The following is a 23,780-nucleotide window of genomic DNA, read 5'->3' on the forward strand; positions in this document are numbered from 1 at the left end:
CACTATTGAGATATCAAACAACACACCCACATCCGAAAACCACCGTTTGAGCGGTAACTTCCGAAGGGAGGAACGCTAGCTTAGCATTCCCGTTGCTCAGTGTCAAAATCGTTCGAGGTCTTGACTCCGTCGAGCGCGACTCACCTCAAGAATTTGCGTCTTTGGGTTTGTGTCGCTCTCCGTGGCAACGAATAGATACTTTACGCATGAACGACGCGGACGTCAATTTCACGAACGGTGTCACTGGTCACAGCCTCAAACCGCGAGATTCCGCCAGTTCTTCGAAGACACCACCCTCGGCCACCTTGCGCGCACGGTTCTCGCGCGCCGCTTTGAGGTACATGAGGACGACGAAAATGACGCCGTCGACGAAGGCCATGGTCGGCGTCGTGGGAACGTCGGCGAGCCAGGCGATAAGGAAGCCAGCCACTGCAGAAGCCGCCGCAACCCCCAGGGAAGCCGCGAGCATAGTCTTGAGGCTGCGCGAAAACAGCAGCGCTGTCGCAGCCGGCACCACCATGAGCGCAATAACGAGGATCGCGCCCGCCACGTTAAAGGCCGCCACCACGGTGAGGGCAACCAGGATCATAAAAACGGTGTCAACGATCTTGACAGGCATGCCTGACACGACAGCGAAGTCACGGTCGAAGGTGGATGCCTGGAGCACGCGGTAAGTCACCACCATGAAAGCCACGTTCACCGCGGCCACCCCCAAAAGTAGCCACATCATGTTCGGACCGAGGTCGAGGCGGCCCACCAAAAGGTGCTCGGAGGGTAGGGCCATGAGGTTGAGGTCGCCTACGAGCACGGTGTCGGTGCAGATGTGGACGTTGGATAGGCGCGTGGATAGCAACAGCACTCCGAGCGCGAAGAGCGCGGGGAAGATCGCTCCTTGGTTGGCATCTCCCGCAAGCAGCCCCGAGCCCTTGAGCTTGTCCGCGCCGACGACGACGATGAGCCCGCACGCCGTGGCAATTAAGGTCATGAGCGGGGAATGCGTGCTGCCAGACACGATCGCGCCGATCACGATCCCGGGAAGGACGGCGTGCGAGAGCGCGTCCACCAACATCGACTGCCCGCGAAGCACCAGGAAGGTGCCCGGCAAGGCGCACGTGATCGCAGTCGTGAGTGAGAGCAAGAGAACAGAAAGAATGAATGTCATGCGACGGCCCTCCGAACCCGCGCAGCGCGTCGGCGCGACATCCGCCGCGGGGAGAAGACCAGGGCGAGGATGAAGACGGCGAAGAGAATGAGAACGACGACGGGGCCGGTAGGAACGCGCCCGGCGGTCACGGAGAAGTAGGCCCCGACGAGTCCGGAGACTCCCCCGATCAGCGCCGAGCCGGCCACGAGCCCGGACATCGAGGTGGTGAATTGGCGGGCGGCCGCCGGCGGCATGATCGCGAACGCGACCACGAGGATCATGCCCACGGCCTTGATTCCCACCACGATCGCCACGGTGGTGGTGATGATGACGAGCGCCTCCATCTTCCGCGGCGCGAAGCCCTGGACCTGGGCGGCCACCTCATCGAAGCAGTAGAGCTTGATTTCCTTCCAAAAGGCCAGGAGGGCGAGGATAGCGATCCCGCCGAGGAAGGCCACGGTGATGATGTCAACCTGGCGCATGGTGGCGGCGTTCCCGAAAAGGTAGCTGTCGATGCCGCCGCGGTTCGGGAGGGTGGAATGGTTGACGAGGTAGAGGCCGATCATGCCCCCGCCGTAGAAGATGGCCATCGAGATTGCCATGGCGGCGTCGATCCCCACCCGCTGGTGCGCGATCGCGTTCGTCAAAAGGAGTGCGAGGACGGAGGCGATCGTCCCACCCACGGTCAATACGAGGATGGAACGCCCGTCGAAGCCGAGCAACGTGGCAATCACGAAGGCGCTGATGACGCCGGCGAGCGAGGAATGCCCGACGACGTCCGAGGCCAGCGACTGCCGGCGCAGATAAAGGATTGCCCCCAGCGCGCCGGCGAGGGCGCCGATGAGGGTCGTGCCGATCGCGGTGGTGCGGAAGGCGTAGGTGCCAAGAAATTCAGCGAGGCTCACTCCGGGATCACCTCCGCCAGCCCGTAGGCGCGGTGGATGGTCGCGGGCGTGAAGGCCTGGTCGAGCGGCCCGGTCGCCTCCACCCGGCCCTCGCGCAGGAGGGTGGCGTGGGTGCAGAAGTCCTTGACCGTTCCCAGGTCGTGATGCACGACGCCGATCGCTCGGCCCTCGGCCGCAAGCCCGCGGAGCACGTCGGTGATGGCGAGCGCGGAGGCGATATCGACGCCGGCGAAAGGCTCATCGAGCAGAAGGAGGTCGGGCTCTCCGGCGAGCGTGCGCGCAAGGAAGGTTCGCTGCTTCTGCCCGCCGGAGAGCTCGGAAATGTGGCGGTCGGCGAGGTCAGTGATTGAGAGTCGATCCATCGCCTCATCCGCCAGCACGTATTGGGCGCGGCTCGGGCGGCGAAGCCACCCGAGCCTGCCGTAGGTGCCCATGAGCACCACGTCGCCCACGGTGGCCGGGAAATCCCAGTCCACCGCAGCCACCTGCGGCATATACCCCACGCGATGCCGCACGGTGGAAAGGGGCTCGCCAAAGAAGGAGGCGGAGCCCGCCAGAGGCGGAACGAGACCTAGAGCCGCCTTGATGAGCGTGGATTTTCCCGCACCGTTCGGTCCAAGGATGGCCATGATCTGGCCCGTATCGATTGACATGCTGGCGGCGTGGAGTACCACGCGGTCGCGGTAACCCGCAGTCAAGGATGAGATCTCTAAGTGCACTGTTTCTCCTTCCGGCGATCAAGGTGTCGCGGACTACTTGAGGCCAGCGACGATGGCGTCGACGTTGTGCTGGAACGCGCCCAGGTAGGTGTCGACCGGGGCCTCCACGCCGAGCGTGTCAGCGAAGAGCTCCTCGTCGGCGATCTTCACGTCCCAACCGGCGGACTTGACGGCGTCCTGCAGGTGCTTGATGACTTCGGGGTTCTTGAGGTTGTCGGCGAAGATGACGGGGAGCTTCTTCTCGGCGATGAGGGTGGCCAGCTCGTTGATCTGCACGGCCGACATCTCCGACTCAGACGAGACGAAGTCGGTGGCGTGGATCTCGAGGCCGTAGGTGCGTCCGAGGTAGTTGAAGGCGTCGTGGCCGGTGACGAGTGTGCGGCGCTCGGCGGGGATCTTGTCGAACTCGGCTTTGGCGGCCTCGTGCATGGCCTGAATCTTGCCGTTGTACTCGGCGGCGTTGTCGCGGTAGGTCTGGGCGTTGTCGGGGTCGATCTTTGCGATCTTCTCAGCCGTGGCGGTCACCACGAGCTGCCAGGCCACCGGGTCGTTCCAGATGTGCGGATCGTGGCCCTCGATCTGGCCGTCCTCTTCCCAGGGAAGGAGGTCTGCTTCGGGGATCGCCTCGCCCGCGGGGATCTGGCGGTCGCCCAGCTTGTCGAACTGGGCCATCATCTTGTGCTCCATGTCGTGGCTGGTCCACACCACCAGGTCCGCCTTTCCGATCTTCGCGGTGTCAGAGGTGGTGAGTTCCTGGGTGTGGGGGTCTCCGCCGGGGCCGACGAGCACGGTGAGGTCGGCGTCGGGAGCGATGTTCCTGACCGCGTCCCCGAGGTAGCCGGTGGAGGCGACGATGGTGAGCTTGCCGTCGGAATCCGAACCAGTGTCTTCCTGCGAGCATGCCGACATGGTCAGTGCAAGGACCGAAGCCGACGCGAGGGCAAGGAGTCGTTTAATAGTCATGGCCAACTCTCTCTTAGGGAACCCTTATTAGATTCGATATTATCAAATTATCGTTTTCGCCGTGCCGCAATTTAGGGCTTTTGACCTGGTCAAGGCACGAAAAAGCGCCGGGGACTCCCCCGGCGCCTTTCCTAACAGTGTCCTACAGCACGCGGATCGCCGTCAGGTTCTTCTTCCCCTTGCGCAGAAGCACGAGCGAACCCGGCAACACGTCGCCCGCGTCAATCACGCGCTCGGCGTCCTCAACCTTGACGTTGTTGATGTAGACGCCACCGCCGGCGATCGTGCGCCGCGCCGCGCCCGCGCCCTTCTCCAGCCCGAGCGAAACGAGCACGTCCACCACGGCGTCGCCCACGCGCGCCTCGGCAGAAGGCAGCTCGGCCGTGGCGTCGAGTAGCGTGCGCTCATCCAAACCCGCCGGCTCAGCCTTGCCAAACAGCACGAGCGAGGCCTGCTTGGCCCGCTCGGTGGCCTCGGCGCCGTGCACCCACGTGGCAACCTCCTCGGCCAGCACGCGCTGCGCCTCGCGGGCCTGTGGGCGCTCCGCCACTGCGGCCTCCAGCTCTTCGATCCGATCCCGATCGAGGAACGTGAAGACCTTGAGCATGCGCACCACGTCCTCGTCGGCCGTATTCAGCCAGAACTGGTAGAACTTGTACGGGCTAAGCATGTCGGGGTTGAGCCACACGGCCCCACCCTCGGTCTTGCCGAACTTCGTGCCATCGGCCTTGGTGATGAGCGGGTTGGTGAGCACGTGCACCGACTCCCCCTCGGTCTTGCGGATGAGATCGAGCCCGCCCACGAGGTTGCCCCACTGATCATCCCCGCCCACCTCGAGCGTACAGCCGTAGCGGCGGTAGAGCTGGAGGTAGTCATTCGCCTGGAGGATCTGGTAGGAGAACTCGGTGTATGACAGCCCCTCCTCCGACTCGAGACGGCGCCTCACGATGTCCTTGTTCAGCATGGTGCCCATGCGGAAGTACTTGCCAAGATCGCGCAGGAAGTCGATCGCGGACAGCTCGTTGGTCCAGTCAAGGTTGTTTACCGTGCGGGCCGCGTGCGAGCCCTCGAAGTCGAGCAGGGTCTCCAGCTGGCCGCGCAGCGCCTCGGCCCACCCGGCCACCACGTCCTTCGTGTTGAGCTGGCGCTCACCCTTGGCGCGCGGGTCGCCGATGAGGCCGGTGGCGCCGCCCACGAGCACGAGCGGGTTGTGGCCGGCCATCTGCAGGTGGCGCATGACCTTGACCGCCACGAGGTGGCCGTGGTGGAGAGAGGCCGCGGTCGGGTCGAAGCCACAATAGAACGTCACGGGCCCCTCCGAGAGCGCCTTGCGCAACTCGTCAATATCGGAGGTTTGGGCGATGAGCCCACGCCATTGCAGTTCTTCGAGGACGTCCGTCACTTCATTCCCTTTCCTTTGCGCTCGCCGCGGCGGCGAACCACATCAATCTTGCCTCAACTGCTTCTCTTGCCTCAATTCTACCCGCGTTCACGACGCCGTCGCCGCCGCTGCGTCCGGACAGTCCGGCGCACGTCGTTGACGTGATGTAGTATTCCTACTACGGTTAGAGCTGTTAGGACAACAAGGAGGTTTCATGCTGACAGTGACCGACCTACACTTCGCCTACGGCAAGAACGAGGTGTTGAAGGGCGTCTCGCTCAGCCTCGACGCCGGCGAACTCCTCGCCGTGCTCGGCCCCAACGGCGCCGGCAAGACCACGCTCATCGAGGTGATCCTCGGCACCTACGCCCCGGTATCGGGAACCGTATCCGTGTTCACGGACGGGCCCACCTGGACCCGGATCGGGCTGGTCCAGCAGCACTGGACCGACCACGCCAAGTGGCGCGTGAGCGACCAGCTGGGCTGGATGGAGCATGCCTTCAAGTCGGCGGGCCGGCCCACCCGCGACATCGACGATCTGCTAACGCGCGTGGGGCTGACCGGGAAAAAGAACGAGCGCCTCGGGCAGCTCTCGGGTGGCCAGCGCCGGCGGGCGGACTTCGCCGCGGCGCTCATCGGATCACCGGACCTGCTCATCCTCGACGAGCCGACCACCGGGCTTGACCCGGCCGGCAAGCTCGAAATCCACGACCTCATCGCCGACGCCGCCGACCGCGGCACCGGCGTCCTCATGACCACCCACGACCTGCCGGAGGCCGAAAAGCTCTCCACCAAGATCGCCATCATCAACGACGGCGTAGTCGCAGCTCAGGGTACCGCCACCGAGTTGCGCGAGAAGTTCGTGCGCCCGGCGGAGGTGAAGTGGGTGGAGGGTGACACGCGCCACGTCCACCCCACCGAGCACGTGGAAGAGTTCGTGGCAACGCTCGACCTGTCGGCCATCACCGGCCTGACCATCACCCGGCCCACCCTCGAAGACGCCTACCTCGATCTGGTCGGCCACAAACGCAACTGAAAGGATAGCGACGATGTCACACTTTGGTAAGGCAGTGAGGATTCAGGCTCTGGCGGATCTGCGTCCGCAGCTCCTGGGCCTGTCCGCTCTCAACATCCTCATCATCCCGGCGCTGTGGACGTTCCTCGGCAGGCGGCTGACGGGTTTGGTCGAGGGCATGGACGTGAGCGTGGGCCACTACCTCATCGCCGGTTCACTCGTCGGATTCTCGGCGATGGTGGCCTACCAGATCGCGACGGAGATATATAACGAGTACATGGCCGGCACGCTGTTGCGGGTGCGCACGCTCCCCCAGGGCGTGAAGATCTGGTCCACGGCAAAGCTGATCACCTCGGCCGGCGTCATCCTCGTCTCCCAGGTGCTGCTCCTCCTCGCCACCCTCTTCTTTATCCCCGGCTTCGCCCTGACGTGGGACAAGGTAGCGCTCGCCATCCCCTTCCTCATCCTCACGCTCGCCGCCACGGCCCCGCTGGGCTTCATCATCGGCGCGTTGACGCGGACCGCCACGGCGCTCATCATCGGGATGCTCCTCTTCATGGGCTTCATGGCGATCTCGGGGATCTTCTTCCCCCTCGACCCCCTGCCCGGCTGGCTCCAGGCTGTCTCAAAGGTGCTGCCGATCTACCACGGCGGCGTGGTCTCACGCTGGGTCTTCCTCGGCGGGGCCGAGAACGTGGCTCTCTCCAGCGGTGTGCTCGCCGCGTGGTTCTTCCTTGGCATGATCGTGGCGCGCAAGGCGATAGTCTTGAGTTTTAGCAAGGTCAGCCTGGGCACGGTGGCCCGCGCCCAGCAAAACCTGAAGAACACCATGGGAATCTGATGAAGGACGACGTCGTATACAACCGGATCGCGCTGCTGCGCACGGACCGCGGCGTGTCCCGGCGCGAGCTCGCCGAAGCGATGGGCGTCCACTACCAGACCATCGGCTACCTCGAGCGCGGCGAGTACGCCCCCTCCCTCCACCTGGCCCTGCGCATCGCCGCATTCTTCGACCTCCCCCTCGAGCGCGTGTTCTCCCTCGAGGAATTCCCGCCGCTCAATTGAGCCAACGACGACGGTCGCCCGCCTGGCGCTTCAGGCGGGCGACCGTCGTGGTTAGCGGCGTTTAGCGGGCGTGAACGCGGGAGTTGGTGAATTCGCGTAGCTCGAACACGCGGCGTGCGGCCTCCTGGCGCTGTTCGGCCACGCGCTCGGGCGCGGTTCCTCCTCGCCCACGACGCGCGGCCACGGATCCTTCGACGCTCAGCACCTCGCGCACAGCGGGCGTGAGGCGCGAGTCGATCCGGGCAAAGTCGTCATCTGTGAGGTCCCACAGCTCGATGCCGCGCTTCTCGCACGTGGCCACACACGCGCCCGAGATCTCGTGGGCCTCGCGGAACGGCACGCCCTGGCGCACGAGCCACTCGGCGATGTCGGTGGCGAGCGAGAAGCCCTGAGGGGCGAGCTCGGCCATCCGCTCATAGTTGAGCTCCATCGTGGCGATCATGCCGGCCACGGCGGGCAGCAGCACGTCGAGGGTGTCCACCTGATCGAACACGGGCTCCTTGTCCTCTTGCAGGTCGCGGTCGTAGGCCAACGGCAGGCCCTTGAGCATCGCGAGCAGACCAGTGAGGTCGCCGATGAGGCGGCCGGCCTTGCCACGGGCGAGCTCGGCCACGTCCGGGTTCTTCTTCTGCGGCATGATCGACGATCCGGTGGAGAACGCGTCGTCGAGGGTGACGAAGGAGAACTCCTTCGTGTTCCAGATGATGATCTCCTCGCTGATACGAGACAGGTCGATGCCGATCTGCGCCATGACGAAAGCGAATTCAGAGGCGAGGTCGCGCGCGGACGTGCCGTCGATCGAGTTCGGCGAGCTCGTGGCAAAGCCCAAGTCCGCCGCCACGGCCTGCGGGTCCATGCCGAGCGTGTTGCCGGCCAGCGCCCCCGAACCGTACGGGCTCTCGGACAGCCGCATGTCAAGATCAACCAGCCGGCCGACGTCGCGAAGCATCGGCCACACGTGCGCGAGCAGCTGGTGGGCCACGAGCACCGGCTGGGCGTGCTGCATGTGCGTGCGCCCGGGCATGATCGCCTCCCCCGCGCGCTCGGCCTGGGCTATGAGGGCGTCGACGACGTCGAGCAGCCGGCCGCCGATGTGGCGGGCCTGGTCGCGCAAGTACATCCGGATGAGGGTGGCAATCTGGTCGTTGCGCGAACGCCCGGCACGCAACTTCCCGCCGAGCTCCGCACCGGCGCGTTCGATGAGGCCGCGCTCGAGGCACGTGTGGACGTCCTCGTCGTCGGGCCGAGGGCCGAACGCACCAGAGGCGACGTCGTCGTCGAGAAGCGTGAGGGCGGAAAGCATCCCGGACAACTCGGAGTCGGACAGGAGGCCGGCCTTATGCAGGGCGCGAGCGTGCGCGCGCGAGCCAGCGATATCGTAGCGTGCCAGGCGCCAGTCAAAGTGAGTGGAGCGGGAAAGCTCGGTCAGTGCGTCCGCGGGCGCGCCACTAAAACGGCCGCCCCATAAAGCCAGATGTTCCATGCATTTATCATGCCAAAGAAGCCAGGCCAGTGCGGGCATTCTTCGCCGGGAGTAGGATAGAAGACACACCGAGAGAAGGGAAGAGCAATGAAGGTGTTGGTCGCAGGTGGAGCCGGATACATCGGTTCGCACACTGTCGTGGAACTGGTCGCCGCGGGCCACGAACCCGTGATCGTCGATAACTTTTCCAACTCCAAAGAAACCGTGATCGACCGCCTCGAGGAACTCACCGGGCGCTCCCTCGAATGGTATAAGACGGACCTGGCCGACCCCGAGCTCACGCGCCAGATCTTCCTCAAGACCCGCCCGGACGCCGTCATCCACTTCGCCGGCTACAAGGCCGTGGGCGAATCGGTGGAAAAGCCGCTCGACTACTACGAGAACAACTTCAACACCACCTTCTCCATCACCCGGGCCATGATCGCCGCCGGCACGAAGGAGATCGTCTTCTCCTCCTCGGCCACGGTCTATGGCGACGTGCCGCTCCCGCTCCTGGAGGATGAGAAGCACCTCGATTCCCTCTCCCCCTACGGCTACACGAAGGTGGCGGGCGAGCGCATCCTCACCGACATCGCCCACGCCCACGGCTTCAAACTCGGCCTGCTGCGCTACTTCAACCCCGTGGGCGCCCACAAGTCCGGCCGCATCGGCGAAAACCCGCTCGGGATCCCGAACAACCTCATGCCGGCCGTGGCGAAGGTCGCCGCGGGCCGCCAGGAGAAGCTGCTCATCTTTGGTGACGACTACCCCACGCGCGACGGCTCGTGCATTCGCGACTACCTGCACGTGGTGGACCTGGCCAAGGCCCACGTGGTGGCCCTGGAAAAGATGATGGACGGCCCGTGGGACGTGCGAATCTGGAACCTCGGCACCGGGCGCGGCACCTCCGTCTTCGAGCTGGTGAGCGCCTTCGAGAAGGCGTGCGGGCACGAGCTGGCCAAGGAGGTCGCACCGCGGCGCGCCGGGGACCGCGACGAGGTCTTCGCCGAGCCCACGCGCGCGCTCGAGGAGCTGGGCTGGAAGACCGAGCTCACGATCGAGGACATGTGCGAGGACACGTGGCGCTGGCAGTCCAATAACCCGGACGGCTACCCAGACGGCCCGGCGAAGTCCCAGCCCGGAACCGTCTGACCAGAATGATTGGCCCCCGCGCGGGGGTGAAATCTCGCGCCCGTGGGCGTGCGTGCGGATAAACTGGCCACATGCATGAACTTCACGGACGTTCCTTCCTCAAAGAGGCCGATTTCACCCCCGCGCAGTGGCGCGCGCTGATCGAACTGGCAGCCGACCTCAAGCGGCAACGCTACGAGGGGCGTGAGGTCCAGCGCCTAGTGGGCAAGACGATCGCACTCATTTTTGAAAAGACCTCCACCCGCACGCGCACTGCCTTCGAGGTGGCGGCATACCACCAGGGCGCCCACGTCACCATGCTGGACGGCACCACGTCCCAGATCGGCCACAAGGAAAGCTACGCGGACACCGCGGCCGTGCTCGGGCGCTTCTACGACGCGATCGAGTTCCGCGGCGCCCACCAGTCCGACGTCGAACTGCTGGCCGCTTGGTCCGGCGTGCCGGTCTACAACGGGCTCACCGACGAATGGCATCCCACCCAGATGCTCGCCGACGCGCTCACCATCGCCGAACATGTCGACAAGCCGTTCGAGGACGTCACGTACGTGTACGTGGGAGACGCCCGCTTCAACATGGGCCGGTCCCTGCTCGTGTCCTCCGCGATGCTCGGGATGGACGTGCGGATTGTGGCGCCGCAGGCCTTCCAGCCCGACGCCGAGGCCCAGCGCATCGCGGCGGAGTTCGCGGAGCAGACGGGTGCCCGGATCTCGATCACTGACGAGGTGGGGGCGGTCGAGCGCGCCGACGTGGTCGCCACGGACGTGTGGGTGTCCATGGGCGAGTCCAAAGACGTGTGGAACGAGCGCGTCGAGGCGCTGCACGACTACCAGGTCAACGCCGCGCTCATGGCGGCTGCCGGCCCGGAGGCGATCTTCATGCACTGCCTGCCCGCCTTCCACGACCTCAACACGGCTGTGGGCCGTGCGGTCTACGAGGCCACCGGAATGGACGCGCTCGAAGTCACCGACGACGTCTTCTCCTCGGCCGCCTCCGTGGTCTTCGACCAGGCCGAGAACCGCATGCACACGATCAAGGCAGTCATGGTGGCAACCCTGGGCCACGACCTTGGCTAAGTTCCTCGATCGCAACCCGATCACCCGCCTCATCCTGCCCATCTACCTGCCGGCGCTCATCTTCGCGATCGGCTCGGGCACGGTCATGCCCGTCCTGGCCCTCGCCGCGCTCGACGTCGGCTTCGACGAGGCCGGCTCCTCGGCAGCCGTGGGCGTGCTCGGCTTCGTCTCGATCGTCATCTCCCCGCTGCTAGGCAAGCTGATCGCGCGGATCGGCGACAAGTCCGCGCTCATCGCCGGCTCGGGCGCCGCGCTCGTGGCGCTTGGCGGGTTGCTGTGGACGTGGGCGTACCCGGGCACGACGCCGTCCCGCGCTGTTTTCGTGCTCGCTATCGTCCTGTTGGCGGTCGGCTCGAATTCGTGGTCGCTCGCGCGGCAGGCCTACCTGGCCGAGTCCATCCCACCCATGTGGCGGGCCCGCGGCCTGTCCACGCTCGGCGGAATGATCCGGATCGGCCAGCTCATCGGCCCGCTGGTGGCCACGGCCCTGCTGACCGCGTGGGCGCTGCAGTCCGTGTTCATCTTCAACATCCTGCTCATCTTCCTGGCTCTCGCCCTCATCGTCGCCTACGTGGTGCCCGACCCGGCCGCCGAGCGCAAGCGCGTCTCCGCCGGCCAGAGCGAGGAGGGAAGCCGCGGGCTCGAACACCGCTCGAAGCTGGCCACGATCATCCTCGGGATCGGCATCAACTGCCTCAACGTGCTACGGGCCAACCGCTCGGTCATCGTGCCACTGTGGGGGACCTTCCTCGGCTTCCAGCCCACCTTCGTCACCGCCACCTTCGCCGTGACAGCCCTGCTCGATACCCTGATGTTCATCGTCTCCGGCTCGCTCATGGATCGGCGCGGCCGGCACTGGGCGCTCCTGCCCTCCCTCGTCTTCATGCCGATCGGGATCGTGGTCATGATCCTATGGACCACACCGCTCGGCTTCGTGGTGGGCGCCGCGATCCTCGGCTTTGGCAACGGATTTGGCGCCGGGATCGTCATGACGATGGGCGCCGACCTGTCCCCCATCACCAACCGCGCTGCCTTCCTCGGGATCTGGCAGTCGATCGTGGCGATCGGCACCGCGGCGGGCCCGTTCGTGGTGTCGGGCATGACGGCCGCCGTGAGCCTGCGCGCGGGCCTGTGGGCCACCGTGGCCATCGGCGCCTTCGGCCTCATCTGGTGCGCCGCGCTCGTGCCGGTGGCCTACCGGCGCCTTGGCACCGACCTGCGCGGAATGCCGCTCTGAGACTGCCATTATGCGCAGCTCTTCGACACAACTTGTGAGTCTTCTGCTCATCGCGCCCATATAGAAATCGGCAGCCGGTATATTCACGACTTCTGTCGGCCAACCCGGGTAAAGAAGAGGGCGGGGGCTCCGTCCGCGAGCCCCCGCCCTAGTGTTGACCGTGCTAGCCGATCAACGCGATGTTATGCCACCCATGGCCTCCTTCAACCGGGGCATTCCAATACCCCTTACCCATATTGAAGTAGGTAAAGAGCTTGCCATCCTCGCGAATACCAACCAGGTCAAAACGACCATCACCATTGACATCACCAGGAATCACGGCATCGACGAAGTTCTGCCACCCATGACCAATCTGGCCCGTGAGCTTGATCTGGCCCTCACGATCACCGGCGTAGAAGAACATCTTCCCATCAGAACGAATACCGACGATGTCAGCATTCCGATCCCCGTTCATATCACCAGGGCCAAGAATGACGTTCATCGCCCCCCACCCGTGACCGATCTTCACACCCGACTTCATCCCCCGCGAGGTCAGCACGTAACGGTACAGATCACCGCTCGGCACGTGGCGAGCCACCACATACTCCGTCTGGGTCGAGCCCATCTTGCCGGCATAGACAATGTTGTCCATGTTTGTCCAGCCATGACCCACCTGCGAGCCCTGAGTCAGGAAACCATCACCCTGAGAGTAGTAGAAGAACATCTTCCCATCCGGATAACCCACCAGCGCATCCCCACGACCATCACCATTCTTATCCGGAATAGCAACAATCGAAGTGAAGTGGCCAGCATCGCAATCCACGATCGCACCACCCGAGAACGCGCCACTTGCGCCACCCTGGTACCGGCGCAGGTTACCCTCACGATCAACCGCCCACAGGTCAGCAAAACGATCACCAGTGAACTCGCCCAACAGACCCGTGCCATTAGCCGGAATCGATGGACGATCCACTGCCGCACACACCGGCGGCTCGGTGTCGGTCGTGCCAGGGTTATCCGGCTCACCCGGATCGGTCGTGCCAGGGTTATCCGGCTCACCCGGCTGGTCGGGTGTCACGCTCATCACCTGAGCGTTGATCATGAACTGACCGTTTTCGTCAGGGCTCACCCAGGCATCATTGATCAGTTTGAAATTGTGCTCCGAGCCGTCGCTGCTTGAATCCACGCCCAGGTTGATGCGGTCCTTTCCGCCATCCAGCTGTGTGTAAGAGATGTAGTACGAACCGTGGACCGGAATCGGGTACGGGGTCGAGACTTCCACCCAGGTCCCGCCTTCACCGGCGTCGACTCTCGCCTTCATCGGGCCCACAAGCACGCGGCCTGGAAGGCCGTCGCGGTCATCGTTCTCCCACAGCGCCCACTCGAACTCCTGTGCCACGGTGGAACGGAAGATGAAGAAACGGGCAGCTGTGACATGAGCGTCGGCGTCCGCGTCGAAGCGCACGGCGGCGGTCTTGCCCTCATTGAGTGTAGTGAGTCCGGCGCCAGCCTTGCCAGTGTCGTAGGAGGTCCAGGAAGACTCTCCGCCGACCGCGTGGGCAAGCTCGATCTCAACATGAGCCGGCTGGACTTCCTCCACTGTCAAGGGAAGGTCAACTTCCACGTACCCAGGAGCGCCCGCGCGCAGAGTGTAATCGCCCGGCAAAAGCTCTGCCGTCACGGGCTCTGGCGCCGATTCCGCGAGCACGGGTGCCGTGCTCCCCTTCGCGTACACACTCAGGCGCGCATCCGCAACGCTCTCACCGGACTTGTTCTTGACGGTGAACGTGACGTTCTGGGCGTTTGCCTTCTCCAGGTAGAAGTCCTGGGTAATCGCCTTGCCGTCAACCAGCTGCAGCGTCTCGACCGCTGACTTGTAACCGGGTGCCTTCGCAATGAGCGAGGCCTCACCCGCATGGCTACGTAGCGAGTATTCACCGGTGCCAGCCTCAGTGGCCACCTTCGTACCGCGCTCGGCGAACTCAACAGTCGCCCCCACCGCGGGCACCCACGAGTCGGTGGCGGTAGCGGAAACGTCCGTCACTGCCTGCGTGAGCGCCAGCGACGGTAGCGTCAGCTCATCGCCGTCGTAAAGAGCAAGCGAGGTCGACGCCGTCAGCTTCGGTTGCGGAACCGTGGCGTCCACCGTATCTGCGAACATGACGTCATCAAGGAACCAGCCGCCGGCGAAGTCGGTCAATTCACTACCGGATACCAACTCAAACTTCACCTGGGTCTTTGCCCCAAGATACTCTGCCGGGATCTTCACGCCGTCGACATGCCAGGCGTTCGCGGTGCGGAGCTGAGTCTTCTTGTCCTCCGGATCCTTCTCGTCGACCTTCGCCTCGTCGAGCTTGAAGATCTCCTTCCACTCTCCCTCACTCTGGCGCACGTAGATGTGCGCGATGTCGTCATCATAGGTGCTCCACTCATCGTGACCGACGCGACCGCGGGTGTTGAACCACTGTTGCCAGTACATGGTGACGTCACTGTATGCGGACAGATCCAGGGCCGGCGAGATCAGGGTGTAGGTGGCCTTGGACTTGCGATAGTCATTGAGGACGGTCGCGAAGACGTTCGGGCTGTCCGGGTTCTTCCCACGCATCTGCGTGCTCGTCGGAGCCTTGCCATAGGCATCGATATCTTCGAGCGCCGGGACGCCGCGCTCGAACACCGTGCCCTTATCCGACTCGGACGTCCATCCCTGGGCATCCGATTCAAAGTCGAACTTCTTGATCTCCTTGCCCATCGTGAAGGTGCGCTGGAGAATCTCCGACGGCTCCGACTCAGCCTCGCCCGCCACGGCAGTCACGTAGTACGAGTACGTGCCCTGCTGTGGGGTTGGATAGTCAGCGAAAGTGACCGAGTACTTGCCGATATCCGAGCCGGTGAGCTCCTGAACGCGGGTGAAAGTGCCGTCGTCGTGAGCGCGGTATAGGCGGTAGGCGCTGATCGTCTCGTCTTTAATCGGGGCAAAGTCAACCACCGTACGGCCCGAGGCGTACTTGTTGATCGCGAGTTCCTTGTCCACCTTCGGAACGGTGGTCGTCTTGATCGCCTCGAGCGCCATGTCATCGATGAACCAGCCGGCGGTGGCGTGCTCGGACTTCCACGCGCCGCGCATGCCGAACATGACCCGGACGGTCTTGCCCGCATACTTCGTCAGGTCAACATACCCGCGCTGCCAGTCGGACGTGTTCTTGAACAGCAACTGCGGCTTGGTCTCCCAGGTGACTTCGCCATCGGAGCCGACCTCGCCAACCCAGACCTCGGCGGTGTCGTACACCGCAAACGCATAGTTATCGAGGTCGTACCAGTGCTTGAAGGTCAACGCTGCCGGCTGGCCGTCCTTCAGGCCGATCGGCGGGGTCAGCAGCACAGCGTCCGACAGGCCCGGGTATCCCTTGCCGTCGAGGCCAACGCCCACGAGCTTTTCGCCCGAGGTCGGCTTCTTCAGCGACTCTGCGGGCCTTCCCCACGCCCACATCGGCGTCTCGCCGCTCATCTCGAAGCCGGCCACGCCAGATTCGAAGTCCTCAGCCCACCCGACAGTGACGGCGTCCTTCTGCTCGAAGCGGTGCACCAGCGTGCAAGCTTCCTTCTCCGTACGGTCGGTGGCACAGATCTGGTAAGAAACGTCATCGGACTTCAACGTGTTCGGCGAAATGACGAATCCATATGTTCCGTCAACCTTCGTGCCCTCGATAAGCGTCATTGCCTCAGTGCGTTCCCCGGTTGCGTTAGCCAGCTTGAGAGTAACGGAAGCAATGCCGGTGTCGTCAGCCACCTGTGCGGTCACGTTAGTTGTGGTGGCGTGGTAGAAAACCCCGATGGGGTTATGCGTGATCACCGGCGCACCGGCATCGACGCCGCGAACGTAGACCTTGCCCTGGACAGTGCCGATGGTGGAATCGACCTTCGCCATATCAATCGCGAGGGCAGCGTTGACCTTACCGGCGCCGTAGGCGTGGTTGGGGGCCTCGACGTGCTGAGCATCGGTTAGGGGCGTAGCGGACTGACGCAGGATCTCTTCAAGCTTGTCAACCGTGAGATTCGGGTTGGCGCTCAAGACGAGGGCGGCAACACCAGTCACATGCGGAGCAGCCATCGATGTACCCGTCAAGATCTTCATCGTCTGCTTATTCCAGCCCGAGCGGATGTTGACACCGGGTGCCGAAATATCGGGCTTGACCTGATCGGTGTACCGCGACGGGCCGCGAAGCGAGAACCTCGCCACGACGTCGTCGGAACGCAGCGCACCAACGGCGAACGCCTCCGGGAAGGAACCAGGCTGGCTGATCGAGCCGGAGCCACCAAAGTTATTCAAGTCCTGGTTACCGGCCGAGAACACCGGGAGAATACCAGCACTGCGCCATTCCTTGAGCGCATCGCGCATGAGGTGGTTGGCCGCCGAGCTCCCCCACGAGTTGTTGACGACGCGCGGAGCGAGCTCCGGGTGCTTGACCCCGTTGCTGTCAACCGGGGCGAGCATCCACTCCATTGCCTTAAGCAGCTGCGAATCACTCGTATCGCCGTTCTCGTCAAAGACTCGCGCAGCGATGAAGTTTGCCTTGGGAGCCACTCCAAGGAATCCGGTCCCGCTCGGGTCCGAGCCGAGGATCGTACCGGCAACGTGCGTGCCGTGGCCCGTGGAATCGACCGGCTCGGTCTCCGAACCGACCGTATCGAACCAGCTCACAGCTTTGTCACCAGTGTTTCCGCGCCACTTATCCTTGAGTGCCGGGTGGGTGATATCGACACCGGAGTCGATGATTCCCACCGTGATGCCCTCGCCGGCATACTCGCCGAGCAGGCCCTCGGTGACAGAAATCTGACGAAGGTTCCACGGGAGGTGCATGGGAGCAGACCCATCGACACTCGACATGCGAGCACCGGAATCGTCGACCACCGGATCGGCTTCGATCTTCTGATCAGCAAGGACCTCGCTGACGCCAGGCATCTTTGCCAGGTCAATAGCGACTTCCTTCGTCACTGTGGCAGTGACTGCGTTGACCACGAACAGCGACTCGATGTTCTGTGCTTTGTCAGCCTTCTCCGCCTCGGCCAACGCGACAAGGACGGCCTGCTGAGAGGTTTCCGCCATATCGACCAGATTCTCAACGTGGTCAGTCTTTTCCTGCGTGGTTCTCGCAGGTGCACCATCCGCCTCCTGCTGGTCGTCCATCACGACGATGACGGAATGCCACGATGCATCTGCCGATTGTGCAATGTCCTCGTCGAGGTGTGATACCGCCATCGCAGACGGAATCGCCGAAAACGCAGTAGCTGTGATCGCGCCAAATGATAGCGCGGCAACTATGCGTCCGAAACGTTCGCGCATGTAATCTCCAATCAATTCGGACCCAACGGGTCGGTGAAAACGGCCGGCGTGGTGTGCGCACATCAACCGCGAGTTAACCAAGGGTAGCCTACCCTAACCTACGAAAAAGGGCCAGACTGTTGGTTTTCCCTATTTTTGCCGTTGGTGACGTCCGTGCGCGCCCATCCTCCACCCCACTGCCACGCCGTAGCGGGGGCAACAAAAGTGGCGCGGTCTCCCGCGCCACTTTCGCCCCCGTTTCACTTAGGAGAGGTTGAGCTTCGGCATCGCCTCGCCCTTGCCGAACTTCACGTCGCGCGCTGCGGCCAGCTGGGTGGTGAGGCCGGTTAGCGCGATGAAGCCGCGGGCGTGCGACTGGTTGAACGTGTCGCCCTGGTCGTAGGTGGCCAGGTTGAAGTCGTACAGCGAGGTATCCGAGCGGCGGCCCGTCACCACGGCGCGCCCGCCGTGTAGGACCATCCGGATGTCGCCCGACACATACTCCTGGGTGTCCTTGATGAACGCGTCAAGCGAGCGCTTGAGCGGGGAGAACCACTGGCCCTCGTAGACGAGCTCCGACCAGCGCAGGCCCACGCGCTCCTTGAAGCGCGCCTGCTCGCGGTCCATCGTCACGCGCTCGAGCTCGCGGTGAGCCGTGATGAGCGCCACCGCACCCGGCGCCTCGTAGATCTCGCGCGACTTGATGCCGACCATGCGGTCCTCAACGATGTCGATCCGGCCGATGCCCTGGGCGCCCGCGCGGGCGTTCATCTCCTCGATCGCCTGCAGCGGGGTGACGTCCCGGCCGTCGATCTGCACCGGGATGCCCTTCTCGAAGGTAATCACGACCTCGTCCGGAAGCGGCGGGTAGGCCGGGTCATCGGTGTAGTTATAAACGTCCTTCGTGGGCGCGTTCCACAGGTCCTCGAGGTAGCCGGTCTCGATCGCGCGGCCCCACACGTTCTGGTCGATGGAGAACGGGTTGGACTTCGTGGTCTCGATCGGTAGGTTGTGCTTCTCGGCGTAGTTGATCGCGAACTCGCGGGTGAGCGCCAGGTCGCGTACGGGCGAGAGACACTTCATGTCCGGGGCGAGCGAAGTGATGCCGTTCTCGAAGCGCACCTGGTCATTGCCCTTGCCGGTACAGCCGTGGGCCACGGTCTCCGCGCCGAACTGGCGGGCCGCCGTGACCAGGTGCTTAACAATCACCGGGCGGGACAGCGCCGACACGAGTGGGTAGGCCTCCATGTACAGGCCGTTGGCCTGCAGGTCGAGCATGCAGTAGTCCTCGGCAAACTCATCGCGGGCGTCAGCCACGTAGGCCTCCACGGCACCGCAGTCGAGGGCTCGCTGGCGGACCACCTCCAGATCCTCGCCGCCCTGCCCGACGTCGACCGCCACCGTGACGACCTCCGCCCCGGTCTGCTCGGCGATCCAGCCGATCGCCACCGAGGTGTCGAGCCCGCCTGAGTATGCGAGGACTACGCGTTCCTTTGCCATGATGAACCTTTCTAGTTATTTGAGGAAGAGTGGGCGATGTCGATGAGGTGGCTCAGCAGCTCGTCGGCACGTTTGGTGGATTCAGTAATGATGAGCACGGTGTCATCACCCGCGATACAGCCGAGCACGCCGTCGAGCACAGCGCGATCCAGCGCCGAGGCCAGTAGTTGGGCCGCCCCGGGCGGGGTGCGAAGGACGATCTGGTTACCGGCCGACTTGGCCGACACCATGACCTCGCGCGCCCAGCGCTCCAGGTGGAAGCCCGCGGGTGCGTCAGCCTCTCCGGCCACCCCGGGGCTGGGGATCTTGTAGTAGCGCCCGCCGGCGCCGTCGGGAACCTTGCGTGCCTGCAACTCGTCGAGGTCTCGCGAGAGCGTAGCCTGGGTGACGATGATGCCTTCGTCGGCCAGCAGCGCCCGCAACTCGGCCTGCGAGCCGATGGGCTGGGATTCGACCATCGTGATGATGCGGGCGAGCCGGGCCGCCTTGGTCACCATGGTTCCTGTCACGAGTGTGTCTCCATTTCTTCGATGAAAGGTGCCAATTCATCTTGCGTGATGATGAGCGGCGGCGCCAGCCGGATCGTGGTGGCGTTCGGCGCGTTGACGATGAAGCCCTTCTCCAGCAGTTCCGTCTGGAGAGCCGGGGCGTTTTCGACGACGACGCCGAGCAGCAGTCCCGCCCCGCGCACCTCGAAGCCCCGCGCCTCGAGATGGCCGCGCAGCCACTCCCCGGTAGCCCGTACGTGCTCGAAGAGCCCCGCCACTTCGCCCACCACGGCGTTCGCCGCCGCACACGCCAGCGGGTTGCCGCCAAACGTGGTGCCGTGGCTACCGGGGGTAAGCAGGCGCCCGGTCTTTTCAATTCCGACGACGGCACCGATCGGCACGCCCCCGCCCAGGCCCTTCGCCATCGTGATGACGTCGGCCTTGACGATGCCCGAATGAGCGAACCAGCGCCCGGTACGGCCCACGCCGGTCTGGACCTCGTCCACCACGAGCAGGGCCCCGAAGCGTTCGGCGAGCGCGCGGGCGCGGCGCAGGAAGTCACCCTCGAGGGGAACCACGCCGGCCTCGCCCTGGATGGTCTCGACGAAAATGGCGGCCACGTCGTCGTCGAAAGCGGCCTCGAGGGCCTCGATCGTGGGATCGATGAAGAGGACGTTCCCTCCGAGTGGCTCGAAGGGCTCACGGATCGCGGGCTTGTGCGTGATCGACAGGGCGCCGAGCGTGCGGCCATGGAAGCCGCCCTTGAGCGCGATGATCGTGCCGCGCGGCTTGTGCAGGCGGGCCATCTTGATTGCGGCCTCGTTCGCCTCGGCGCCCGAGTTGCAGAAGAAGACGCGGGCTGAGGCGCCCACGTAGCCGTCGTCGGACAGCATGCGCTGGATAGCGCCGGCCAGCTCGAGTTGCGGGGCCGTGGCGAAGAAGTTCGACACGTGAGTGGCCTTGCCCGCCTGCTCGGTGAGCGCGCGGGTGATGGCGGGGTGAGCGTAGCCGAGGGCGTTGACGGCGATACCAGCGAGCAGGTCGAGGTAGCGCTTGCCCTCCTCGTCAAAGACGTAGACGCCCTCGCCACGGTCGATGACCAGCTGCGGATCGCCGAAGGCGTTCATCATCCGCTGGGGATACAGGTCGCGATTCACTTGGCCTCCTTCTGGCCCACCACACCGCGCGGGGCAGCGGCCGTGACCTGGGTGCCGATGCCGGCGTTGGTAAAGATCTCGAGCAGGATGGAATGAGCCATCCGCCCGTCAATGATATGCGCCTTGGGCACGCCGCGCTCCACCGCCTTCAGCGCTGCCTCCATCTTCGGCTTCATCCCCGAATCGAGGGAGGGCAGGAGGGCGCGCAGGTCGTCGGGGTGGATCTCGGACACGAGTGAGGACTTGTCCGGCCAGTCGAGGTAGAGGCCCTCCACATCGGTGAGGATGATGAGCTTATCCGCGCCGGCGGCGTCGGCGATCGCTCCCGCGGCCGTGTCGGCGTTGACGTTGAGCACGTCCTCGGGGTTGTCGACGTCGGTGGCCACGGTCGAGATGACGGGGATGTGTCCGGAGGCAAGCATGTGGTCGAGGGAGGCGACGTTGATGGAGACGATGTTGCCCACGTGCCCGATGTCGATCTTCTTGCCCCCGACCTCAGCCTTACGCCGACGCGCGGACAGCAAGCCCGCGTCCTCGCCCGAGAAGCCGATCGCGCGCGGCCCGTCCACGTTGAGCAGGGAGACCAGCTCGCGCTGGACCTGGCCGGTCAAAACCATGCGCACCACATTCATCGTCTCGCGGTCGGTCACGCGCAGCCCGCCGCGGAACTCGGATTGGATGCCCACGCGTTCGAGCATCGAGTTGATCTGCGGCCCGCCGCCGTGCACCACAATCGGGTACAGGCCAACTGAGTGCATGAAGAGGATGTCCTTGGCGAACGCCCGCTTGAGCTCGTCGTTGATCATGGCGTTGCCGCCGTACTTGACTACCACGCGGTGCCCTGCGAACTCGTTGATCCAGGGCAGGGCCTCGATGAGGATTTCGGCCTTCTGTTGGGCGCCGGCCAGGCGATTCAAGATGCTCATGTCGAATATGCCGAATTCTCGTGGACGTAGTCGTGCGTGAGGTCGTTGGTCCACAGCTCAACGACCTCCTCTCCAGCATGCAGGTCGATCTCGATCGCGACCTCCCGGTTCGAGGCCAGGTCCACCAGGGTCCGGTCCTCGCCCACACCCCCGGCCAGGCACACCTGCACGCCATTGAAATACACGTCCAGCGCGTCGGCGTCGTAGGGCGCCACGTCCGCAGGGACGGTGCCCACCTGGGCAATGACGCCCCCCCAGTTCGGGTCGTTGCCGAAAATCGCGGCCTTGAGCAGGTTCGAGCGGGACACGGCGCGGGCCACCGCGAGCCCGGCCTCCTGCGAGCTGGCACCGACCACGCGGATGAGCACGTCGTGCGAAGCGCCCTCGGCGTCCGCGATGAGCTGGCGCGCCAGCGACTGGGCCACCGCCGTAAGCTGCCCCGTGAAGTCCTCGGGCACGACGCCGGAGGCGCCGCTGGCGAGCAGGAGCACCGTGTCGTTCGTGGACATTGCCCCGTCGGAGTCGATCCGGTTAAACGACGCCGCCACCGCGGCCTCCAGTGCCTCCTGGGCTTGCGCATTGGTCAGCACCGCGTCGGTAGTCATGACGCAGATCATCGTGGCCATGCCCGGGGCGAGCATGCCCGCGCCCTTGGCCATCCCGCCAATCGTGTACGGCCCGGCGATACCGGCCTGTTTGCTGACCGTGTCGGTGGTGCAGATCGCCTCGGCGGCATCGGCTCCGGCGTCAGCGCTGAGGTGAGCCCCGGCGTCGGCGATGCCCGCGAGCAGCTTGCTCATCGGCAAGCGCTCGCCGATGAGCCCGGTGGAGCACACTGCCACCTCCTCGGGCTCCCGCCCGAGCATGGCCGCGGTATGGCGGGCGGTGGTCACCGTGTCCTCGAAGCCGGGCTGGCCGGTGGCTGCATTCGCACCGCCCGAGTTGATGACGGCGGCGGTCTGCGTGCCGCCTGCGATCTGCTTCATCCAACGCACGGGCGCGGCGTAGACGCGGTTGGAGGTGAGGACCATAGCCGAGGTCGGCTGCGGGCCGTCGTTGACGACGAGCGCGACGTCGCGCCCGGCGCTCTTCAGCCCCGCGCGCACGCCCGCCACCCGGAAGCCCTGCGGGGCCGTGACGCCGAGGGGCTGGACGTCCGCGGCGGTGTCGGTAAAGAGAATCATGGCGCTACTCCAATCTGGGACAGGCCGGTTGTTTCGGGAAGGCCGAGGGCCAGATTCATCGACTGGGTGGCCGCCCCGGCGGTGCCCTTGACCAGATTGTCGATCGCGCAGATCGCGGTGATGCGCCGCGCGTCGGCGTCGAGCTCGGCGTGGACGAGCGCGAGGTTGGAGCCCGCCACGATGCCCGTGGAAGACCAGTCGGGCGACCACGCGACGAAGGGCTCGTCGGCGTAGGCGCCCCGGTAGGCCTCGAGCACGCGCTCCGGGCTCACGCCCTCCACCGGGATCGAGACCGTGGCGAGGATGCCGCGCGACATCGGCACGAGGACGGGGGTGAAGGACAGGCTCACGGTCGGCGCGCCGGCCGTGATGAGGTTCTGCGCGATCTCTGGGATGTGGCGGTGGGTGCCGCCCACGGCGTAGGGCGTGGCCGACTCGATGGCCTCGGAGGCCAGCAGGTGGGTTTTGGGCGACTTACCCGCACCCGAGTAGCCCACTGAGAGGATCGCCACGATGTCCTCCCCGCTTGCCAGCCCGGCGGCGATCGCCGGCTGGACGGCGAAGGTAACGGCCGAGGCGTTGCAGCCGGGGGCGGCGATGCGGCGCGTCGCGGCGAGCAGCTCACGCTGGGTGAGCCCCGTGGCGCGGATGAGCTCGGGCATGCCGTACGTCCACGGCTCGGCCGCCTCCGAGTGGTAGTAGCGCTCCCAGGCCACCGGGTCGGTCAGCCGGTGGTCGGCGCCGAGGTCAATGATGAGGGCGTCCGGATTGATCTGCTCGATCTGTGCCGTGATCGCAGCCGACGCGCCGTGGGGAAGGCCGAGGACGACGACGTCGTGATCAGCGAGCACCTCCGCCTCAAGCGACTGGATCTCAAGGTGTCGCAATGGCCACAGGTGCCTCTGGTGCTCACCGAGCGTGCCGCGCGAGCTGTGTGCGGCGACGGTGGCGACCTTCATGTCAGGGTGTGCGGCGAGTACGCGCGCGACCTCGCCACCTGCATATCCGGTGACGCCAGCGATAGCAACAGAGTACGTCATACGTATAACTATACGCTCCGGCGCATCTTTCCCCACTGGCGTCCACTGTGAGAACAGACACCGAACCCAG

The 23,780-nt window shown here is 64.9% G+C and carries 19 protein-coding genes; 6 read left to right on the forward strand and 13 right to left on the reverse strand.

Translation table 11 applies throughout. From position 1 onward, the window contains the following. Positions 1 to 247 precede the first annotated feature (247 nt). The 5 genes from HMPREF3167_RS03565 to tyrS all read right to left on the reverse strand — a co-directional run bounded on the left by HMPREF3167_RS03565 (position 248) and on the right by tyrS (position 5,133). A complete protein-coding gene (locus HMPREF3167_RS03565) occupies positions 248 to 1,162 on the reverse strand; it encodes a metal ABC transporter permease (protein WP_068539011.1) in 915 nt (304 codons plus the stop codon). Further along, positions 1,159 to 2,049, reverse strand: a complete 891-nt coding sequence (locus HMPREF3167_RS09800) for a metal ABC transporter permease (protein WP_070445553.1) — start codon at positions 2,047 to 2,049, stop codon at positions 1,159 to 1,161. Before HMPREF3167_RS09800 ends, HMPREF3167_RS03565 begins: the two co-directional genes overlap by 4 nt. Continuing rightward, on the reverse strand, positions 2,046 to 2,768 hold the full coding sequence (locus tag HMPREF3167_RS09805) for a metal ABC transporter ATP-binding protein (RefSeq protein ID WP_062613850.1): 723 nt from the start codon (positions 2,766 to 2,768) through the stop codon (positions 2,046 to 2,048). Before HMPREF3167_RS09805 ends, HMPREF3167_RS09800 begins: the two co-directional genes overlap by 4 nt. Before the next feature lie 33 nt (positions 2,769 to 2,801). Continuing rightward, entirely contained in the window at positions 2,802 to 3,731 is a 930-nt protein-coding gene (locus tag HMPREF3167_RS03580; RefSeq protein ID WP_068539009.1) for a metal ABC transporter substrate-binding protein, read from the reverse strand. Positions 3,732 to 3,873: 142 nt separating this feature from the next. Continuing rightward, positions 3,874 to 5,133, reverse strand: coding sequence for a tyrosine--tRNA ligase (gene tyrS, locus HMPREF3167_RS03585; protein WP_068539008.1), 1,260 nt, complete (start codon positions 5,131 to 5,133; stop codon positions 3,874 to 3,876). Positions 5,134 to 5,326: 193 nt separating this feature from the next. Here tyrS and HMPREF3167_RS03590 point away from each other — a divergent pair, with 193 nt between their 5' ends. The 3 genes from HMPREF3167_RS03590 to HMPREF3167_RS03600 are packed head-to-tail and all read left to right on the forward strand — an operon-like array spanning position 5,327 to position 7,192. Then, positions 5,327 to 6,148, forward strand: a complete 822-nt coding sequence (locus tag HMPREF3167_RS03590; RefSeq protein ID WP_070445556.1) for an ABC transporter ATP-binding protein — start codon at positions 5,327 to 5,329, stop codon at positions 6,146 to 6,148. A 34-nt stretch (positions 6,149 to 6,182) separates the two neighbouring features. Beyond that, the gene (locus HMPREF3167_RS03595) at positions 6,183 to 6,968 is read left to right on the forward strand and encodes an ABC transporter permease (protein ID WP_068539006.1); all 786 of its coding nucleotides are present in this window, start codon (positions 6,183 to 6,185) and stop codon (positions 6,966 to 6,968) included. Then, positions 6,968 to 7,192 (forward strand): helix-turn-helix transcriptional regulator, encoded by a 225-nt coding sequence (locus tag HMPREF3167_RS03600; protein ID WP_068539005.1) that lies wholly within the window; start codon positions 6,968 to 6,970, stop codon positions 7,190 to 7,192. The genes HMPREF3167_RS03595 and HMPREF3167_RS03600 overlap by 1 nt, the downstream gene beginning before the upstream one ends. Positions 7,193 to 7,253: 61 nt before the next feature. On the opposite strand, the gene argH is transcribed toward HMPREF3167_RS03600, so the two are convergent. Beyond that, a complete protein-coding gene (gene argH, locus HMPREF3167_RS03605) occupies positions 7,254 to 8,675 on the reverse strand; it encodes an argininosuccinate lyase (RefSeq protein WP_246825734.1) in 1,422 nt (473 codons plus the stop codon). 87 nt (positions 8,676 to 8,762) lie between these two features. On the opposite strand from argH, the gene galE reads away from it, so the two are divergent. From galE to HMPREF3167_RS03620, 3 genes are all read left to right on the forward strand, one after another. Further along, positions 8,763 to 9,806: a UDP-glucose 4-epimerase GalE gene (galE, locus tag HMPREF3167_RS03610; RefSeq protein WP_062613843.1), complete on the forward strand. Its 1,044-nt coding sequence runs from the start codon at positions 8,763 to 8,765 to the stop codon at positions 9,804 to 9,806. 71 nt (positions 9,807 to 9,877) lie between these two features. Next, positions 9,878 to 10,879, forward strand: a complete 1,002-nt coding sequence (gene argF / locus HMPREF3167_RS03615; RefSeq protein ID WP_068539003.1) for an ornithine carbamoyltransferase — start codon at positions 9,878 to 9,880, stop codon at positions 10,877 to 10,879. Then, the gene (locus HMPREF3167_RS03620; RefSeq protein ID WP_070445566.1) at positions 10,872 to 12,116 is read left to right on the forward strand and encodes an MFS transporter; all 1,245 of its coding nucleotides are present in this window, start codon (positions 10,872 to 10,874) and stop codon (positions 12,114 to 12,116) included. Before argF ends, HMPREF3167_RS03620 begins: the two co-directional genes overlap by 8 nt. A 163-nt stretch (positions 12,117 to 12,279) precedes the next feature. On the opposite strand, the gene HMPREF3167_RS03625 is transcribed toward HMPREF3167_RS03620, so the two are convergent. The 7 genes from HMPREF3167_RS03625 to argC all read right to left on the reverse strand — a co-directional run bounded on the left by HMPREF3167_RS03625 (position 12,280) and on the right by argC (position 23,710). Then, complete coding sequence (locus HMPREF3167_RS03625) at positions 12,280 to 17,352, reverse strand: S8 family serine peptidase (protein WP_070445569.1); 5,073 nt, start codon at positions 17,350 to 17,352, stop codon at positions 12,280 to 12,282. Positions 17,353 to 17,679: 327 nt separating this feature from the next. Then, a complete protein-coding gene (locus tag HMPREF3167_RS03630; RefSeq protein WP_068539000.1) occupies positions 17,680 to 18,915 on the reverse strand; it encodes an argininosuccinate synthase in 1,236 nt (411 codons plus the stop codon). Positions 18,916 to 18,926: 11 nt separating this feature from the next. Next, positions 18,927 to 19,424, reverse strand: coding sequence for an arginine repressor (locus HMPREF3167_RS09920; RefSeq protein ID WP_308802793.1), 498 nt, complete (start codon positions 19,422 to 19,424; stop codon positions 18,927 to 18,929). Continuing rightward, the gene (locus HMPREF3167_RS03640) at positions 19,421 to 20,560 is read right to left on the reverse strand and encodes an acetylornithine transaminase (protein ID WP_068538998.1); all 1,140 of its coding nucleotides are present in this window, start codon (positions 20,558 to 20,560) and stop codon (positions 19,421 to 19,423) included. The genes HMPREF3167_RS09920 and HMPREF3167_RS03640 overlap by 4 nt, the downstream gene beginning before the upstream one ends. After that, positions 20,557 to 21,486, reverse strand: a complete 930-nt coding sequence (gene argB / locus HMPREF3167_RS03645; RefSeq protein ID WP_201783166.1) for an acetylglutamate kinase — start codon at positions 21,484 to 21,486, stop codon at positions 20,557 to 20,559. Before argB ends, HMPREF3167_RS03640 begins: the two co-directional genes overlap by 4 nt. Beyond that, a complete protein-coding gene (argJ, locus tag HMPREF3167_RS03650) occupies positions 21,483 to 22,670 on the reverse strand; it encodes a bifunctional glutamate N-acetyltransferase/amino-acid acetyltransferase ArgJ (RefSeq protein WP_070445573.1) in 1,188 nt (395 codons plus the stop codon). Before argJ ends, argB begins: the two co-directional genes overlap by 4 nt. Beyond that, positions 22,667 to 23,710 (reverse strand): N-acetyl-gamma-glutamyl-phosphate reductase, encoded by a 1,044-nt coding sequence (gene argC, locus HMPREF3167_RS03655; RefSeq protein WP_070445576.1) that lies wholly within the window; start codon positions 23,708 to 23,710, stop codon positions 22,667 to 22,669. Before argC ends, argJ begins: the two co-directional genes overlap by 4 nt. Between the last annotated feature and the right edge of the window lie 70 nt (positions 23,711 to 23,780).

Origin of the sequence: Trueperella sp. HMSC08B05, from assembly GCF_001808405.1 — a bacterium.
Lineage (GTDB): Bacteria > Actinomycetota > Actinomycetes > Actinomycetales > Actinomycetaceae > Trueperella > Trueperella bernardiae.

Coding starts and splice junctions, on each gene's coding strand:
- HMPREF3167_RS03565 (WP_068539011.1), bottom strand. CDS start 1,162: ATGACATTCATTCTTTCTGTTCTCTTGCTCTCACTCACGACTGCGATC.
- HMPREF3167_RS03580 (WP_068539009.1), bottom strand. CDS start 3,731: ATGACTATTAAACGACTCCTTGCCCTCGCGTCGGCTTCGGTCCTTGCA.
- HMPREF3167_RS03590 (WP_070445556.1), top strand. CDS start 5,327: ATGCTGACAGTGACCGACCTACACTTCGCCTACGGCAAGAACGAGGTG.
- HMPREF3167_RS03600 (WP_068539005.1), top strand. CDS start 6,968: ATGAAGGACGACGTCGTATACAACCGGATCGCGCTGCTGCGCACGGAC.
- argH (WP_246825734.1), bottom strand. CDS start 8,675: ATGGAACATCTGGCTTTATGGGGCGGCCGTTTTAGTGGCGCGCCCGCG.
- galE (WP_062613843.1), top strand. CDS start 8,763: ATGAAGGTGTTGGTCGCAGGTGGAGCCGGATACATCGGTTCGCACACT.
- argF (WP_068539003.1), top strand. CDS start 9,878: ATGCATGAACTTCACGGACGTTCCTTCCTCAAAGAGGCCGATTTCACC.
- HMPREF3167_RS03625 (WP_070445569.1), bottom strand. CDS start 17,352: ATGGCGGTATCACACCTCGACGAGGACATTGCACAATCGGCAGATGCA.
- HMPREF3167_RS03630 (WP_068539000.1), bottom strand. CDS start 18,915: ATGGCAAAGGAACGCGTAGTCCTCGCATACTCAGGCGGGCTCGACACC.
- argB (WP_201783166.1), bottom strand. CDS start 21,486: ATGAGCATCTTGAATCGCCTGGCCGGCGCCCAACAGAAGGCCGAAATC.
- argJ (WP_070445573.1), bottom strand. CDS start 22,670: ATGATTCTCTTTACCGACACCGCCGCGGACGTCCAGCCCCTCGGCGTC.
- argC (WP_070445576.1), bottom strand. CDS start 23,710: ATGACGTACTCTGTTGCTATCGCTGGCGTCACCGGATATGCAGGTGGC.